Genomic DNA, 17,434 nt, shown 5'->3' with positions numbered 1-17,434 from the left:
TCGTTTGCCGCCTTCCCGGCTTCAATGGCCCGGCCTGGACTGAGTCCGCGTGTGCATGCGGAGCCGGATCCCGTCCTCGCGCCCCCACAGGCGACAAGCGCGCGGCGGCAATGCCGCGTATCAGTAGTGGCCCAGCACGCCCAGCCGGCGCGCGCGCCGGTTCAACAGGATGAAGACCGCCAGCCCGGCCAGCAGGTAGAGCAGGCTGTTCAGCGCCACCGCGATCCACACGTCGCTGCCCAGCGGGGTGCCGGTGGCGGCCGCGCGTGCCGCGGCCGCGCTGAGCGCATAGGGCAGCAGGGCCAGCGCGTTGATCGGGAAGGCCGGCAGCGCCACCAGGCCGATCACCGCCGGCTGCGCGCTCACCAGCAGCAGCTCGCCGCGCTTGACCAGCAGCATCACGCCGGCCAGCGCGTAGCTCGCGCCCACCAGCGCGGGCGCGCCCAGCAGCAGCAGGCCGAGGACCTGCGGCTGCAGCGGCGCCACCCGGCCGTCGGTGAGCAGGCTGATCAGCATCAGGGTCAGCGCGAGCAGGCCCAGGCCCACGAGCATGCCCAGCACCGTGCGCACGGCCAGCGTGAAGCTGAGCGGGCGCGGCGCCAGGCTGAGCTGTTCCAGCGTGCGCTGCTCGGTCTCCTCCTGCACTTCCTTGCAGGCGCTGCCAAAGGCGCCGGCGGCGAAGAGCCAGATGGCGAAGCCGACGATCAGTCCGTCCGCCTCGCCGGAGCCCAGGCTCTGGCCGCTGACCGACAGCACCGCGAACAGCAGGCCGCCGAACAGGCCGAAGATAAAGCCCAGGCCGATCAGGCTCTCCACCCAGTAGCGGCGCGCCAGGCCCAGGCTGCGCAGCGCTTCGTTGAGCAGGTGGTGCATCCAGCGCGCCATCATGCGGCTTCTCCTTCGAGCTGGGGCTCGGCGCGCGACGCGTCGGCGCCGACCAGGCCCAGGTAGTGGTCGCGCAGATCCACGCGGCGCAGTTCCAGGCCGCGACAGCGCGGCAGCTCGTGCTGCCAGGCGGTCAGCAGCAGGCAGGTCTCGGCATGGCTGCGCAGCGGCAGCGTCCAGCTGCCATCGCCATGGCCGGTGGTGTCCGGGGCCTGCCAGCGCAGCCCGGCCAGCGCCAGCGGCAGCGCCGGCGGCGCCTCGCCTGCGGGGGGCTGCAGGCGCAGCTGGTAGTGGTGCTCCAGCTGCACGAAGGACTGGCGCGGTCCGTCGAAGACCTTGCGTCCCTGCGCGATGCAGACGATGCGACCGCACAGCCGTTCGATGAAGTGCAGGTCGTGCGAACTCAGCACGAAGGCCATGCCCTGCTGCGCGCCATGGCGCACCAGGGCCTGCAGCCGTTCCACGCCCAGCAGGTCCAGCCCCAGCGTGGGCTCGTCCAGCAGCGCCAGCGCCGGTTTGTGGATCAGCGCGCCCAGCAGCGCCGCGCGCAGCTTGTTGCCGGTGGAGAACTGGCGCACCGGCGCGCGCACGTCGGGGATCTCCAGCAGCGCGGCCAGCTGGTCGAAGTGGGCGCGGTCGAAGCGCGCTTCGCGCAGGCCGCAGAAGTAGCGTGCGTTCTCCAGCGTCGACAGGCGCTCGTAGGCGGCGCCGCGGCCTTCCAGGATCACGCCGATCTCGCGCAGGTGCGGACCGGCCTGGCCCGCCGGCAGCGCGTCGCCGCCGCGCCAGCGCAACTGGCCCTGATCGGCGCCGCACAGCCCGGTGACCAGCTTCACCAGCGTGGTCTTGCCCGAGCCGTTGGGGCCGAGCAGACCGACGATCTCGCCAGCCTGCACGCGCAGCGAGAAGTCATCCAGCGCACGGATGCTCTGGCCCGCGCGCCTGTAGGTCTTGCCGGCCTGCTGCAGGTCCAGCAACGCAGTGCTTGGTGTGGTCACGTTTCTCCCCGAGGTCCGCCGTCATGGTGCGACGCGCGAGCTCGCTAGTGTCCCGTGCCGACCCCCGGACCGCGCCCTACCTAGGTTCACAGGTGTGCGGTGCCGGCCGCGCCTTGCGCGACCTGCGCACACTACGGACCGGCCGGCCCTGTCACGCTGCCGTTACCATCGCGTGACTCCCCGATCCCGCCATGCCCCCCGACCTCATCGACAGCCCCCAGGCGCTGCAGGACTGGTTTCTGCGCAGCGGCGTGACCAGTCCGCTGCTGACCTGCGTCGGGCCGCTGCCGCGGACCCGGGCGTCGATCGCGCGCTGGTCGCGGCGACAGGCCGACAGCGCCATCCAGGTGGTCAGCCCGCATCCGGACAGCTACCGCATCGCCGTGATGCTGGAGCCACTGGAATCTCAGATCTGGGTCGGCGACCGCGTCGTGTGGGGCGGCATGATCGGCGCCAACCGCTTCCGCATCTGCCCGCCCGGCGCGCCCAGCCGCTGGCGCCAGCTGAGTGGCTGCGACATCGTCAATCTCTTCATCCCGGTGGACACCGTGGAGGCGCTGTGCGCCGACGCCGGGCTGCCGGACGGGGCGCGGCTGGCCGGCACCCTGTTCGCGCCGGACCGCCAGGTGCTGGACCTGGTCTGGAAGATGCTCGATGCGCAGGCGGCCGCCGGGCCGCTGGCTGCGCGCTACTGCGATGGGCTGGTCGACGCATTGCTGTGCTATCTGCTGGAGCGCCATGCCGCGATGGGCGAGGCGCGCGCCGGCGGGCCCGGGCTCAGCGGCGGACGGCTGCGCAAGGTGCTGGCCTTCCTGGCCGAGAACGCGACGCGCGATCCCAGCATCAGCGAGATGGCCCAGCTCTGCGCGATGAGCGACTCGCATTTCTCGCGCGAGTTCCGCGCCGCGATGGGGCTGCCGCCGCACCAGTACGTGATGAAGCTGCGCCTGGAGCGCGCCTGCGAGCTGCTGCGCGGCAGCGAGGCCAAGCTGGTGGACATCGCGCTGGAGCTGGGCTTCACCAGCGCCAGCCACTTCTCGCGCGCCTTCGCTCAGCGCTACGGACAGCCACCGGCCAGCTACCGCCGCCAGCGCGGCTGAGGGCTTTCCCGCGGTTGCCGTGCCGCGGCAGCAGGAATCGGCAAGTCCGGCAGGATTTGCGAAGCAGGGCGCCGGGTGGACTTTGAGAATCGCGCCGCGTTCTCAAACGAAAGCCCTCCCCATGACCTCCTTCCCCTCCAGCCACTTCCGGCGCGTGGCCCAGGCCGCCGCCGCCGTCTGCGCCGGGCTTGCCGCCTGGCCTCTGTTCGCCCAGACCTCCGAGGCCGAGCCCCGCGCACAGGCGCTGGAGCGGGTGGAGGTCACCGGCTCGCGCATCAAGCGGCTGGAGGCCGAGACCGCGTCGGCGGTGCAGGTCATCAGCCGCGACGACATCGCCCGCTCCGGCGCGCTGAGCGTGACCGACGTGCTGCGCGACCTGCCCGCGGGCAATGTCGGTGGCATCTCCAGCAACGGGCCGGTGGACGCCACCTTCGGCAGCGCCGGCATCTCGCTGCGCGGCCTGGGCGTGGGCTCCACGCTGGTCCTGATCAACGGCCGGCGCGTGGCGCCCTTCGGCTTTGGCACGGCGTCCTTCGTCGACACCAGCGCCATCCCGGTGGACGCGGTGGAGCGCATCGAGACCCTGCTGGACGGCGCGTCGGCCATCTACGGCGCGGACGCGATCGGCGGCGTGGTCAACATCATTCTGCGCAAGGGCTACGAAGGCCTGGTGGGCAGCGGCGGCTACGGCCGCTCCAGCCGCGACGACGGGCAGAGCCAGAACCTGTCCCTGACCTATGGCCGCGGCAACGTCGCGCGCGACGGCTACAACCTCTTCCTGACCTATGCCCACCGCGAGCAGGACCCGGTGCGCGCCTCCGCGCGCGAGCGCACCCGCGACGCCGACTTCCGCCGCTACGACCTGGCCGACCGGCGCTCCTCCTACTACCGCAATGTCTACCGCCTGACGCCCAGCTCCGGCCCGATCAACAACGACCCGGCCAACTTCCTCGGCCCGCTGACCGGGCTGGACCAGCCCTGTACGCCGGCCAGCGGCACCACCGCAACGCTGAACGGCCGCTGCCTGAACGACAACACCCGCTCCGTCAGCCTGTCCGCCGGCTGGACCATGGACAGTGTCTACGGCGCCGGGGTGCTGGCGCTGCCGGCGGGGTTCGAGCTGTTCGCCGATGCCGCGCTGACGCGCTCGGCCTACCACGCGCCCAACTTCAGTTACGGCAGCGACTCCTATGGCTACTACACCTACAACCAGGTGGACAAAGCGGGGCGCTACGGCAATGCGCCGGGCGCTCAGATCAACTACCTGATCCTGCCGGTGGGCCATCCGCAGAACCCGCTGGCCGATGCCGAGGTGGGGGTGCGCTACCTGTTCAATGACGTGCCCGGGCAGATGAAGAGCCACAGCTTGAACCAGCGCTACACGCTGGGCCTGCGCGGCGAATTGGGCGGCTGGGACCTGGAGTCGGCGCTGATGATCTCGCGCGCCCGCAACACGACCACGCAGCAGGGGCTGATGCAGGACGCGGTCTTCGTCAACGAAGTGCTGGACGCCAATGGCAAGGTGCGCCCCGGCTTCATCCTGGGCAACGCCGGGGCCAACGACGCCGGGCTGATGGCGCGGCTCTATCCCACGCTGCGCAGCGTGGGCCACACCGCCACCGAGTCCATCGACCTGCGCGGCAGCCGCGAACTGTGGCAGCTGCCGGGCGGCCGGCTGGGCGTTTCGCTGGGCGCCGAGTACCGCCGCGAGAAGGTGGACTCGGTGCCGGACACGCTGCTGTCCTCCGGCGCCATCTCGCTGTGGAACGTCCAGGGCGTCGCCGGCTCGCGCCGCGTCGGCGCGGTCTATGCCGAAGCGGTGGCGCCGCTGCTGAAGGGGCTGGAGCTGTCGCTGGCGCTGCGCATGGACGACAACAGCGACTTCGGCCGCTCCAGCACGCCCAAGGTCGGACTCAAGTGGCAGGCGCTGCCGCAGCTGCTGCTGCGCGGCACCTATGCCGAGGGCTTCCGCGCGCCCACGCTGCCCGAGCAGCACATGGGCACGCAGACCTATTACGTGAAGGTGCGCGATCCCAAGCGCTGCCCCAGCTTCGATGCCGCCAACCCCGACTGCGACCGCTATGTGGTGGGCATCTACGGCGCGTCCGGCGACCTCAAGGCCGAGACCTCCAAGAGCATTTCGCTGGGCCTGGTGTTCCAGCCGCTGCGCCAGCTGAGCCTGGCCGTGGACGCCTACGACATCAAGCGGCGCGGGGAGGTGGCGGCGATGAGCACGAGCTACCTGCTGGACCACGAGGATCAGTTCCCCGGCAAGGTGGTGCGCGGCGCGAGCTCCGGCCAGATCGACACCATCTACCTCACCTCGACCAACCTGGCGCAGACCCATGTGCGCGGGCTCGACGCCGAGGGGCGGGCGCAGGTCGACCTGCCCCAAGGCCTGGGCCGGCTGCAGCTGCAGGCCACCTACAACCGGCTTGCCAAGTACGAGCAGGCCAACGCGCCCGGCGCCGAGATGCTGGACACCGCCGGCTACTACCTCAAGCCCAAGGAGCGCATGCGCTTCGGCGTGGCCTGGGACCGCGGGCCCTGGCAGCTCAGCGTCAACTGGAACTACACCGGCGCCTACGCGCAGAAGGACGATCCCAGCGTGTCCTGCAGCTATGCCACGCAGGCCCTGGCGCGACCCGAGTACTGCCGCATCAAGTCCTGGCTCACCGCCGACGCCTACCTGGCCTACCGCGGCATTCAGAACCTGGAGCTGAGCCTGTCGGTGCGCAACCTGGACGACCGCGCCGCGCCCTTCGACGCCGACCGCATCGCCTACCTGCAGGGCTTCAATCCGGCCTATCACAACCAGCTGGGCCGCTACATCCAGCTCGGCGCGAAGTACCGATTCTGGTGAGCGCGATGGACTCCCAAGCTCATGCGGCCCGCCTCGCGGCGCTGCGCGCGGTGCTGGCGGCGCAGGGCCTCTCGGCGTTGCTGATCCCGTCCGCCGACCCGCATCTGTCCGAGTATCTGCCCGAGCGCTGGCGCGGCCGCGCCTGGCTCACCGGCTTCAGCGGATCGGTGGGCCACCTGGTGGTGAGCGCCGACGCGGCGGTGCTGCTGGTGGACGGGCGCTACCGGCTCCAGGCCGAGGCCCAGCTGGCCGGGACCGGCGTGGCGGTCCAGCCCATCGCCAGCGCCGCTGCCGCCGACGCGGCGGCGCGCGACTGGCTGGCGCGCCATCTGCCCGCGGGCGCCTGCGTGGCGGTGGATGGCGGCGTGCTCGCCTGTGCCGCGGCGGCGCGGCTGCGCGAGGCGCTGGCGGCCGCCGGGCTGGCGCTGAGAACGGACCTGGACCCGCTGGACGCGGTCTGGGCTGATCGGCCCGGCCTGCCTGCCCGGCCGGTGCTGGACCACGAGTGCGCGCAGGCCGGTGAGGGACGGGCCACCAAGCTGGCCGCGCTGCGCGCCGCGATGGCCGAGCACGGGGCCAGCCATCACCTGGTCTCGGCGCTGGACGAGATCGCCTGGCTGCTGAACCTGCGCGGCAGCGACGTGCCCTACAACCCGGTCTTCCTCGCCCATGTGCTGCTCGACGAGCACCAGTGCCAGCTCTTCGCCGAGCCGCAGGCGCTGGCGCCCGCGCTGCAGGACGCGCTGCGGGCGCAGGGGGTGTACCTGCGTCCCTACCGCGAGGCGGCGCAGGCCTTGGCCGGGCTGCCGGCCGGCGCGCGCCTGCTGATGGACCCGGAGCGCGTGGGGCTGGCGCTGGCGCAGGTGCTGCCCGCGTCGGTGCAGCGACTGGAGGCCCGCAATCCCGCGCTGCTGCTGAAGAGCCGGCGCAACGACGCGCAGGCCGCGCACCTGCGCCAGGCGATGGCGCAGGACGGCGCGGCGCTGTGCGAGTTCTACGCCGCGCTGGAGGCCCGCCTGGACGCCGGCGACCCGCTCACCGAGCTGGACCTGCATGCGGCCGTCACCGCCTGCCGGGCGCGCCGCGAGGACTTCCGCGGCCCCAGCTTCGAGACCATTGCCGGCGTCGACGCCCATGCCGCGATGCCCCACTACAGCCCCAGCGCCGCCAGCGCCCGGCCGCTGCGCGGCGCCGCGATGCTGCTGATCGACTCCGGCGCGCACTACCTGGGCGGCACCACCGACATCACGCGGGTCTGGCCGCTGAGCCCGCCCAGCTCCGAGCTGCGGCGCGACTACACCCTGGTGCTCAAGGGCCTGGCCGCGCTGTCGCGCGCGCGCTTCCCGCGCGGCACGCTGGCGCCCATGCTGGACGCGGTGGCGCGTCTGCCGCTGTGGGCGCAAGGCCTGGACTATGGCCATGGCACCGGCCATGGCGTCGGCCACTACCTCAATGTGCATGAGGGGCCGCAGTGCTTCGCGCAGGTCCTGCCGCGGCCCGAGATGGCGCTGCAGCCGGGCATGGTGATCAGCATCGAGCCGGGGCTGTATCGCGCCGGCCGCTGGGGCCTGCGGCTGGAGAACCTGGTGCTGTGCGTGCCCGACCGGCACACCGAGTTCGGCGAGTTCCTCGCCTTCGAAACCCTGAGCCTGTGCCCGCTGGACCTGGACTGCGTCGACACGGCGCTGCTGGACGAGGCCGAACAGGCCTGGCTGGATGCCTATCACGCCCGCGTGCGCGACCGGCTGGCACCGCTGCTGCGCGGCGAGGCCCTGGACTGGCTGCTGCGCCGCACCGTGCCGCTGGCCCAGCACAGCCCCCGGCCGCCGGCATCGGTGACCGCATGAGGGCCGGCGCTTTCGCCTCCCTCGTCGGGCTGGCCCTGCTGCTGGCGGCCTGCGCGCCGCTGCACCGCGCCGCCCCGGCCGGCCAGGACAGCATGGCCGCGGAGTGCCCGTTCCCGACCCGCTATACCCGTGTTGGGCATGGCGCGCTGACGCTGGCGGAGTTGCAGTCCATGGCCCAGGCGCGCCTGGGCCGCCTCGGGCTGGAGGCGGCCTGGAGCGCGCCCGAGGCGCGTGCCTTCGAGGACCTGCCCGAGGACCGTGAGCGCCTGAGCGCGCTGCTCAGCGTGGTGCTGCCGGCCTACGAGCGCTACCCGCGCGAGCTGTTTGCCCGCGTGGGGCTGCGCCGGCTGGAGCTGGTCCAGGATCTGCGCGTGGCCGGCCAGTTGCGCCGCGCCATGCCGGCCGTGCAGCGCGACGCCGTCGCGTATGCCGACATCGGCGACCCGCCGGGCGCCGCGATCTGCGAGGCCGGCATCGAGGCGCGCATCCACCACGAGCTCTACCACCTGATCGAGGCGCGGCTGTTCGGCGACTACTACCACCGCGACCCGCGCTGGCTGGCCCTCAACCCCGCCGGCGTGACCTATGGAAACGGTGGCGCCAGCGCCTATGGTGGCGTCTTCCACAACCTGGGCCATCCGCGCCCCGGCTTCGTGAGCCGCTATGCGCTGTACGGGCCGGAGGAGGACAAGGCCGAGGTCTTTGGCTGGATGATGACGCCCGGCTATGCCGCGCGCGTGATGCAATGGAGCCGCGACGACCCGGTGCTGAACGCCAAGCGCGAGTTCATGCTGGCGCTGATGCAGACGCTCAGCCAGGGCCGCATGGACCCTGCCTATCTCGATGCCCTGGCCCACCGCGAGGCCCCCTGAGACTCCACGACCGTGATGAACAACACCCTGCCGCAACCCTCCGTCCTGGCCGCGCTGCTGCTGGCCAGCAGTCTGCTCGTTCCGGCCGCGCAGGCCGCGCCGAGCGTCGCCATCGACCTCGCCGCCACCGCCGCGCTGCTGGATGCGCAGCAGTTCCGACAGGCGCAGCCGGCGCTGCGTCGCCTGCTGGCGCTGGCCCAGCCCGACGCGGCCCAGCGCGCCCTGATCTACGACTGGCTGTTCGCGGTCGACGACCTGGCGGAGGTGGAGCGGCGCACGCAGCGTGGCCTCGCGGCGGCCGTGGACCTGCTGGCGGCCGGTCGGCTGGCGCTCAACGCGCGCGAGTTCGCGCCGGCCCGCCAGCACTTCGAGCAGGCGCAAACGCGCGCGCGCGATGCCCGTGAGCGCGGCCAGGCGCTGCGCGGTCTGGGCCAGATCGCCTACCAGCAGCGCGACTATGAGCGCTCGCTGCCGCTGCTGGAGGCGGCGCGTGAGCAGGAGGCGTCACCCGACACGCTGATGGCACTGGCCGACACGCTGATCCGCCTGGGCCGCACCAACGACGCCGTCGCCGCCAGCGAGGAGGCGGTGCGCCGCAACCCCTTCCACGAGGTCGCCAACTACCAGCTGGGCAACGGCTACACGCGCGCCAACTACACCGAGCTGCAGGCACGCTGCGGCGCGGAGCTGGCGCGCGCGGCACGGCTCACGCGCCGCGCCTCCGACGCTTTCGAGGCCGGTCGGCTCGCGCAGGCCCGTGGCGACGCGCGCGCCGCGCTGGCCGCCTGCCCCGGCTATGGCCGTGCGCATGCGGTGCTGGCCAAGACGGTGGAGGGCGAGCGCATGCGCGTGGACGTCCACCGCGCCGAGGACGAGCGCCGCTTCGCGGCGACGCCCATGCCCCAGGTGCCCGGCATCGAGCGCTATGTGCTGAACTGGAAGGATCTGACGCCGCGCCACCGCAAGCGCGTCGCACTGTCGGTCGAGCCCTGGAAGGCCTACGTGCCCATCCTCGTGGCCGGCGGCGCCCACCACTACATCAAGCCGCTGCACATGCGCCTGTCCGAGACGCCCGGTGCCAAGTCGCTGCGCGACGCGCGCATCGACTACGACTCGCGGCTGTGGGACGACGTGCGCGGCATGGGCGGACACATGACCGTCACCGGCATCGAGGATGTGGAGCGCTCCATCTACGGCCGCTACAACACCGTGCTGCACGAGCTGACCCACCAGGTTCATGGCGTGATGACCAGCGCGCAGAAGCGTGAGATCCAGGCGCTTTACAGCCAGGCCAAGGAGCGCGACGCGCGCAGCGGCCAGGCCTTTCTGTCGCGCTATGCCGGTGGCTCCATCTGGGAATACTTCGCCGAGGGTGCCAATGCGCAGTCCTCGCCGCGGCGCGACCGCCACGACCACAAGGAGATCGCGCGCGAGCGCCTGGCCGCGCTGGACCCGGCGCTGCAGGCCCTGGTGCTGCGCGAGTTCGCGCGCCGCGACGTGGCCGCCAGCCTGCCGGTGGCGCTGGTCAACGACGCGCAGCGCCACCAGGAAAACGGCGAGCTGGACCGCGCGCTGGCCCAGCTGCAGCAGGCGCTGCGGCGCGCGCCCGACGACGAGCAGGTGCTGGCCGCCGCGCTGTACGGGCTGGCGCTCAAGGGCGAGCCCGCGCCGGTGCAGGCGCTCGCCCGCCAGGCGCTGCAACGCCACCCGGACAGCGCCAGCCTGCGCGTTGCCGCGGTTTCCGCGCAATGGCACAGCGGGCAGCCGTTGGCCGCGCTGCTGCCCCTGCTGGAGCCCGACGCCGCGCAGACGCTGGCGCCGGACGAGCGCTTCGAACTGGACATGGCGCGTGCCGGCTATGCGCTGCACCAGGGGCGCACCGAGGCGGCGCTGGCCGCCTACGAGGCGGCGCTGGCTTACCAGGCCGACAGCCCCGAGGCCCTGTGGGGCCGCGCCGCGACGCTGGCGCTGGCGGGCCGCTGGGACACGGCCTTCGCCGTCTACGGCCAGGTGCTGAAGCTGCGCACCGGCCTTATCGCGCTGCGCCTGGACCTGGCGCGCGACCTGCTGCTGGCCGGCCGCGTGGAGCCGGCGCGCGCTCAGCTGGCCGAAGCACGCACCTTGAATCCCACCGAGCCGCAGCTGCTGGCGATGGAAGGCTGGCTGGCCCTGGTCGACGGCCAGCCCGGCCAGGCCCTGGCCCGGGCTGACGAGGCGCTGCGCCGCGGCCCCTGGTGCGACACCGCGCTGATCGTGCGCGCCGCCGCGCTGCGCCGCCAAGGCCAGGCCGATGCCGCCGCGCAGGCGCTGGCGCCGCTGCGCGAGCGCCTGGCCGGCGACGCCGGGCCGCGCTATGTCTACCGCGCCGACATCTCCGGCTGGGACTCGGTGCGGCGCGACAGCGCGGTGCTGAAGCGGGTGCTGGGCGCGCTCGACACGCCGTCCTGAGCCCGTCGTGGCGCGGGGCCGGGTCTTGCCACCGAGGGTCTTCCCGCGGTGGCGGCAGGGATGTCGGGCCTGGACATGTCGGCGTCGCGCCGGGAGCACTTGGCCGGCGGCACAGGCCTAGAGTGCACTGGGTCAACTGCCGAACGGAGACCGCCCATGAGCCGCCCCCCCAAGACCTTGCAACGCCGCCACTTCATCGCCGGCGCCGCCGCGCTGGCCCTGCCCGCCGCGCCGCTGAGCGCGCTGGCCGACACCAAGCCCATACGCATCGGCTGGACCGCCTGGTCCGATGCCGAGGTGGTGACCCACGTCGCCAAGCTCATCCTCGAACAGCGCCTGGGCCAGAAGGTCGAGCTGGTGATGACCGACGTCGCGCTGCAGTACGCCGCGCTGCAGCGCGGCCAGATCGACCTGATGCTGATGGCCTGGCTGCCCGGCACGCACAAGAGCTACTGGGAGAAGGTCAAGGACGATGTCGAGGACCTCGGCGCGCTGTACACCGGCGCGCGGCTGGGCTGGGCCGTGCCGGACGAGATCCCGGTCGGCACGCTGCGCAGCATCGAGGACCTGGCCAAGCCCGAGGTCCGCGAGAAGCTGGGCTCGCGCATCCAGGGCATCGACGCCGGGGCCGGGCTGATGAAGCTGTCCGAGGCCACGATCAAGACCTATGGCCTGGACTACAAGCTGCTGACCGCATCCGACGCCGCGATGGTGTCGGCGCTGGACCGCGCGATCCAGCGCAAGCAGTGGATCGTCGTGACCACCTGGTCGCCGCACTGGATGTTCTCGCAGTACAAGCTGCGCTATCTGGAGGACCCCAAGCAGACGTTGGGCGGCGCCGAGTCCATCCACGGCCTGGCGCGCAAGGGCTTCACGGCGGCCTTCCCCAAGGCGGCCGCCTTCGTGCGCAACCTGAAGATGCCGCTGGCCGATCTGGAGGCCGTGATGCTCAAGGCGCGCGACAGCAATGCCGCGAAGGAAGCGGCCGCCTATGTGGCCTCGCATGGCGAGTTGGTCAACCAGTGGCTGACGGGCGCCTGAGCGTCCGAGCCCGTGGGCGGCGCGATGCGCCGCCCTGGCCCTGAGCCCCGCGGCCCCGCATTCACAGGCGGGGCCGTGTTCGTTCAGGAGGCCTGCAGCGGCAGGCCCGGCGTCGCCACCGCTCGGTGGCCCTTGGCGTGCAGCGGCGCCTGCAGGTGCACCAGGCCCTGGTTGCCGCCCTGGCGCCGGTGGTCGCTGGGCGAATGGCCGAACTGGGCGCGGTAGGCCTTGCAGAAATGCGAGGCGGTCTGGAAGCCGCAGGCCACGGTGATCTGCATGACCGGCGCGCTGGTGTGCGCCAGCAGCTCGCGGGCGCGGCGCAGGCGCAGCGCCAGGTAGTGCTGCGCCGGCGTCACGTCGTGGTAGCGGTGGAACAGCCGCTCCAGCTGGCGCAGCGACACGCCGGTGGCGTCGGCGATCTCGGCCAGCGACAGCGGCTCCTCGATGTTGGCGGACATCAGCGCGATGGCCTCGACCAGATGCTCGTAGCCCGGGCCGACGAATTCGGGCTGCGGCAGTCGCTGCTGGTCGCTCTGGTCGCGCACGCGGTCGACGATGAACTGCTCGGAGATCGCCATCGCCAGCTTGTTGCCGTGATGGCCGCGCACCAGGTGCAGCATCAGGTGCAGCGGGGCGATGCCACCCGATGCGGTGAGGCGGTCGCGGTCGACGACGAAGACCTCCAGCGTGAAGCGCGCCTGCGGGCAGGCCTCGCGCAGCGCGGTCAGGTTCTCCCAGTGCACGGCGCAGCGGTAGCCGCCCATCACGCCGGCCTCGGCCAGCGCATGCGCGCCGGTGCACAGGCCACCGAGCACCTGGCCGCGCGCGGCGCGGCGGCGCAGGTCCTGCACGACGGTGGGGTTGATCGCGCGCTGCACCTTCACGCCGCCGCAGACGAAGACCGCGTCGCAGCCGTCCAGATCGGCCAGCCGCGCCGGCTGCGCCAGGCTCAGGCCGTTGCTGGCCGTGCCGTGTTCGCCGTTGACCGTCGCGACGGTCCAGGTGTAGAGCGGCTGCCCGCTGAGCAGGTTGGCCATGCGCAGCACCTCCAGCGCATTGGCGAAGGCGATCATCGAATAGCTGTCCAGCAGCAGGAAGCCGAAGTGGCGGGCCGTGGGCCCGGAGGACGTGGAAGCTGTCATCGCAAGAGGCCGTGATCGTGATCGGCGGACTGCCGTGCATCGATCGCCAGGCTCGCCCTCCGTCGGAGCGGCGCTAAGCGTTCGATGTCGTCCGTTCGTTGATTCTGATCAATGAATGCCGCCAAGGCTGTCGGGTCTTTTGCGTAGCCCCTGGGGGCGACGCGAGCCCCGCAGGGCCGGCCGTTCCGGGGCCGGCACTTGCATGCAGGCTCAGGCCTGCGGCGGGATCAGCGCGCGCTGGCGCAGGTGGTCCAGCAACTGCCGCGCCTTGTCCAGCGCCGAACCTTCGTGCAGCACCGTGCCGCCGCGGCCGGCCGGTTCGGCCGCGCCGGTGGCCCGCGCCATGCGTTCGGCGCCGCTGGCCTGGCTGGCGGCGGCCAGCGGACGGCGCTGCTTGCGCGTCGGCTCGAGCTGCCACGGCGCCGCTGTGGCGCCACCCGGATGGGCCGACGCCGCGACGCGCAGCTCCTCGATGCGGCCGGCCTGCGCGGACGCCCAGGCATGGCGCTGCGGCAGGTCCTCGCGCTGCGCCAGGCGCGGGCTGCAGACCAGCACCGCGGCGACGCCAGGCTCCAGCCGCCAGCACCGGCGCGCGCCGCGCGGCCGGGCCTGCAGGACCCGCCAGCCGCCGTCCTTCTCGCGCTGCAGGTCGATCACGTCGTGGATCAGCGGGCGGTTCAGGCGTTGGGCCAGCGCATAGGGCAGCATGCCGCTGGACATGCCGGCCTCGCCGCGCGCGCCGCACAGCACCAGGCCCGCGTCGCGGCAGACATAGGCGAGCGCCGCGACCAGCTCACCCTGCGTGGCTTCGTCGGGCAGGGCCAGGTGCGTGAGCCGGCTCAGGCCCTGGGCCAGGTAGTCGCGCATCACGCCCGCCGGCAGGGCGCCGGCGCTGCACAGCCGGGGCTCGTGCGCTGGGCCCAGGGCCTGCTGGGCCAGCGCGACGGTCGCGGCATCGGCACGGCTGCGCGTCGCGCGGCCGCAGGTCGGGTCGATGCGCGGGCCCACCAGCACCATCAGGTCCGAGGGCTTGAAGACGGTCGTCGTGGTCATGGCTGGGTCTCCTGGGCGGGGGACGGGCCGGGCTCGCGGCGCAGCAGGCTCAGCAGCGCGCGCATCAGCGCCTGCACGTCCTCGGCCACGGTCAGTTCGGAGCGCTGCACGATGGGTGCGGCGGGGTCGGTGTTGACGGCCATCACATGGCGGCATTCGCGGATGCCCTGCAGGTGTTGGACCGCGCCGGAAATGCCCAGCGCCAGATAGCCGCGCGCCTGCACCGTGCGGCCGGTGGCGCCGATCTGCTGGCTGCGCGCGAAGCGGCCGTCGTCCACCGCGACGCGCGATGCGCCGACGCTGGCGCCCAGGGCCTGGGCCAGCTCGTGGAACAGCGCGACATCGGTGACGCCGTTGCCGGCGGCGATGATGAAGTCGGCCTCGTCCAGGGCCAGCTGCCGGGCCTGGCCGGCGAGCAGGCCCAGGTCGTGCACGCCGGCCATGGGGCGTGCCGCGGGCGGTGGCAGTTGCACCTGCTCGCCCAGTCCCAGAAAGGGCAGCTCGGTGCGCGCGACATGACGCGCCAGCAGCAGCAGCTGCAGCTGCGCCAGCGCCGCCGTCGCATCGCCGGCGGCGCGGCCCGGGGCGCCCAGGTGGCGCACGCGGGCCCGCCAGTCGCCGCGCTCCTGCGCGATCTCGACCACGCCGGCCGCCGTGGCCAGCCCCTGGGTCGCGGCCAGGCGGCGGCCCAGGTCGGCATCGTCGCCGCGGTCGGGCATCAGCAGCAGGCGCGGCCGCCAGTGCTGCCAGCGCTGCAGCAGGGCCTGGGCCTGCGCGTCCGGCGGCGTGGCGCCGGCCAGCGGCAGGATTTCCAGGCAGTCGATGCCCAGCGCCGCGGCGTCCAGCTGCAGCGGCAGCTCGGCCGCGGGAACGGGCAGCAGCGCGACCACGGCCTCGTCCGGCGCGGCGAGCAGCGCCGCCGCGGCCAGGGTCTCGCAGGCATGCTCGTCCAGCCCGCCCGCCTCGGGCTGGGCGATCACCATCAGGCAGCCGCGGGCGGCGCCGCTCAGGCGCGGGCGGCGCGCGCTCGCCTGGCCATGGGCGCCGGGACGCAGGTCGCGTTCGCCTTCGGTGCCGCCGAGCACGAGGCGGCGCAGGCCCTGTGCATTGCGCGTGGCGGGGCGGCGGGGGTCGATGCGTCGGGTCATGCTGGCCTCTCCTGGCCCGTGCCGGGCCGTACGGCGCGGGCCACCAGTTCGGCGACGTCCAGCACCTGGGGTCTCTTGCCGACCACGCCTTCCAGCATCGCGGTGCACTGCGGGCAGGCCACCGCGACGATGTCGGCGCCGGTGGCGCGGGCGTCATCCATGCGCAGATCGGGGATGCGACGCTGGCCCGGGATGTCGGTGGCCGGCGCGCCGCCGCCGCCGCCGCAGCAGCGCGCGTTCAGGCCATGGCGCTCCATCTCGACCACGCGGATGCCGATGGCCTTGAGCGCGCGCCGTGGCGCTTCGGTCTGGCCGTTGTAGCGGCCCAGGTAGCAGGGGTCGTGCAGCGTGACGGCGGGCGGCTCCACGCCAGGCGTCGGGGCCGCGGGGCGCAGCGCGCGGCGCTCCAGCAGCTCGGCGAGCAGCTCGGTGTGGTGCCAGACGCGCGTGCGGCCCTCGGCCAGCGCCTGGGCCCAGGCGGCATCCAGCAGCGGGTACTCGTTGCGCAGCGCGTGCAGCAGATGCGGGTCGGCGGTGACGATGTTGGCGGCCGGCCGCGTCCACAGCGTCGCGATCAGCTGGCGCGCGAGGCGCTGGTAGCCGGCCTCGTCGCCGAGGCGGCGCGCGAGATCGCCGCAGTCGGTCTCGGCCTCGCCCAGCACGGCCGGGACGATGCCGCCGGCCGCGAGCGCCTGCACCAGCGCGCGCAAGGTCTTCTGGCCGCGCATCTCGAAGCCGGCCTCGCCGGCCAGCAGCAGCCATTCGACCGCCGCCGCGTTGGCCTGCCCGGGCGGGTGCGCGGGGGCCAGCGGCAGGTCGAGGTCGGCCGCCCAGTGGTAGCGCGCGGCGAGCGGGAAGCGGCCCTGGGTGTCGGTTTCGCGCAGCGCGGCCAGCGCCTCGGCGCCCTTGTTGGGCAGCGTGCCGCCGACCAGCGTCAGATGGCGGCGCAGGTCCACCACCAGGTCCACATGCTCGATCAGCATGGGGCAGGCCTGCACGCAGGCGCGGCAGGTGGTGCAGCTCCACAGGGTCTCGGCCTCGATCAGGCCGGGCACGATGGGCTGCTGTGGCGCGCCGCGATGGCGTCCCGTCTCGCGGCCCGGGTAGGGGTTGCCGGCGTAGCGCGCGTCGCTGCCGCCGCTCATGCCCACGACCAGGTCCTGCACCAGCTTCTTGGGGTTGAGCGGCTGGCCCGCGGCGTAGGCGGGGCAGGCGGCCTCGCACTTGCCGCATTGCACGCAGGCGTCGAAGGACAGCAGCCGGTTCCAGGCCAGGTCGGCGGGACGCGCCACGCCGGGCGCGTCGCGCGTCAGCACCAGCGGCTTGAGGCTGCTCGCGGGGCGCTGCGCGCCAGGGCCCACGCGCTGCGGCTGGAAGCGCTCGGGGCGTGGATGCAGGCCCAGGTGCAGCAGCCCGGCGACGGCATGCTTCATCGGCCCCGCCAGGCCCACGCCCAGCGCCAGCTCGGCCGCGCCCGCGCCCAGCGCGAGCATGCACAGCGCCGCCCACCAGGGCGCGATCTGCGCCGACCACAGCGCGCCGGCGGCCAGCAGCGCGAAGCCGGCCGCGCCCGCGCCCAGGGTCCAGGGCAGGCGCCGCCACGGGCCTTGCGACACGCGCGCGGCCACCTGGGGCTGCGCGCGGCGGCGCGCCATCATCGCCGCGCCGGCCAGCATGGCCAGCGCGCTGAGCACCAGCGCCAGGTCCAGCAGCGGCAGGCGCAGGCGCAGCCCGTCGTTGAGCGCGACGAGCAGCAGGCAGGCCAGTGCGCCGCCCGCCACCGCGACATGGGCGCGCGCCGCCGCGGGCTCGCGGGCGACGACCTCGTGCAAGTCCACGAAGTAGCGCCTGGGGATGGCCAGCAGGCCGCGCCAGGCCAGCGGCGCCGCGCGCCCGGTGCGCCACAGCCGCGCGCGGCGCCAGGTGCCCAGCAGCAGCGCGGCGACGGCGAGCCAGAACAGCAGCGTGACCAGGTCGCGCCACACCAGCCCGCCGGCCGTGGGCGACGCGAGGAAGGAGGAAGTGAAGCCGTCCATG

At 73.4% G+C, this 17,434-nt stretch carries 12 protein-coding genes; 6 read left to right on the top strand and 6 right to left on the bottom strand.

The features are described from left to right. Positions 1–120: 120 nt before the first annotated feature. The gene (locus tag LZ017_RS08750) at positions 121–888 is read right to left on the bottom strand and encodes a hypothetical protein (protein WP_241396232.1); all 768 of its coding nucleotides are present in this window, start codon (positions 886–888) and stop codon (positions 121–123) included. Beyond that, positions 885–1,883, bottom strand: coding sequence for an ABC transporter ATP-binding protein (locus tag LZ017_RS08745; protein ID WP_241396231.1), 999 nt, complete (start codon positions 1,881–1,883; stop codon positions 885–887). Before LZ017_RS08745 ends, LZ017_RS08750 begins: the two co-directional genes overlap by 4 nt. Before the next feature lie 191 nt (positions 1,884–2,074). Between LZ017_RS08745 and LZ017_RS08740 the strand changes: the two genes are divergently transcribed. From LZ017_RS08740 to LZ017_RS08715, 6 genes are all read left to right on the top strand, one after another. After that, on the top strand, positions 2,075–2,983 hold the full coding sequence (locus tag LZ017_RS08740) for an AraC family transcriptional regulator (RefSeq protein WP_241396230.1): 909 nt from the start codon (positions 2,075–2,077) through the stop codon (positions 2,981–2,983). A 121-nt stretch (positions 2,984–3,104) separates the two neighbouring features. Beyond that, positions 3,105–5,846 carry a TonB-dependent siderophore receptor gene (locus tag LZ017_RS08735; protein WP_241396229.1) on the top strand — a complete coding sequence of 914 codons (2,742 nt, stop codon included), beginning with the start codon at positions 3,105–3,107 and terminating at the stop codon, positions 5,844–5,846. A gap of 5 nt (positions 5,847–5,851) precedes the next feature. Further along, the gene (locus LZ017_RS08730) at positions 5,852–7,693 is read left to right on the top strand and encodes an aminopeptidase P family protein (RefSeq protein ID WP_241396228.1); all 1,842 of its coding nucleotides are present in this window, start codon (positions 5,852–5,854) and stop codon (positions 7,691–7,693) included. Continuing rightward, the gene (locus LZ017_RS08725; protein ID WP_241396227.1) at positions 7,690–8,565 is read left to right on the top strand and encodes a hypothetical protein; all 876 of its coding nucleotides are present in this window, start codon (positions 7,690–7,692) and stop codon (positions 8,563–8,565) included. The genes LZ017_RS08730 and LZ017_RS08725 overlap by 4 nt, the downstream gene beginning before the upstream one ends. Positions 8,566–8,580: 15 nt before the next feature. Further along, positions 8,581–11,013, top strand: coding sequence for a tetratricopeptide repeat protein (locus tag LZ017_RS08720; protein ID WP_241396226.1), 2,433 nt, complete (start codon positions 8,581–8,583; stop codon positions 11,011–11,013). Positions 11,014–11,169: 156 nt separating this feature from the next. Further along, positions 11,170–12,054 carry a glycine betaine ABC transporter substrate-binding protein gene (locus LZ017_RS08715; RefSeq protein WP_241396225.1) on the top strand — a complete coding sequence of 295 codons (885 nt, stop codon included), beginning with the start codon at positions 11,170–11,172 and terminating at the stop codon, positions 12,052–12,054. An 83-nt stretch (positions 12,055–12,137) separates the two neighbouring features. Here the strand turns inward: LZ017_RS08715 and LZ017_RS08710 are convergent, their stop codons facing one another. The 4 genes from LZ017_RS08710 to LZ017_RS08695 form a co-directional block, all read right to left on the bottom strand. After that, positions 12,138–13,196 (bottom strand): GlxA family transcriptional regulator, encoded by a 1,059-nt coding sequence (locus tag LZ017_RS08710; protein ID WP_241396224.1) that lies wholly within the window; start codon positions 13,194–13,196, stop codon positions 12,138–12,140. Between the two features lie 210 nt (positions 13,197–13,406). Continuing rightward, a complete protein-coding gene (locus tag LZ017_RS08705) occupies positions 13,407–14,249 on the bottom strand; it encodes a hypothetical protein (RefSeq protein ID WP_241396223.1) in 843 nt (280 codons plus the stop codon). After that, positions 14,246–15,397 (bottom strand): FAD-binding protein, encoded by a 1,152-nt coding sequence (locus LZ017_RS08700; RefSeq protein ID WP_241396222.1) that lies wholly within the window; start codon positions 15,395–15,397, stop codon positions 14,246–14,248. The genes LZ017_RS08705 and LZ017_RS08700 overlap by 4 nt, the downstream gene beginning before the upstream one ends. Beyond that, on the bottom strand, positions 15,394–17,433 hold the full coding sequence (locus tag LZ017_RS08695; protein WP_241396221.1) for a DUF3483 domain-containing protein: 2,040 nt from the start codon (positions 17,431–17,433) through the stop codon (positions 15,394–15,396). Before LZ017_RS08695 ends, LZ017_RS08700 begins: the two co-directional genes overlap by 4 nt. Position 17,434: the final 1 nt, after the last annotated feature.

Origin of the sequence: Pelomonas sp. CA6, assembly GCF_022549225.1 — a bacterium.
Taxonomy (GTDB): Bacteria; Pseudomonadota; Gammaproteobacteria; order Burkholderiales; family Burkholderiaceae_C; genus Roseateles.
Note: the sequence above shows the minus strand (reverse complement) of the source record. Positions and strands in the feature narration are given on the sequence as shown.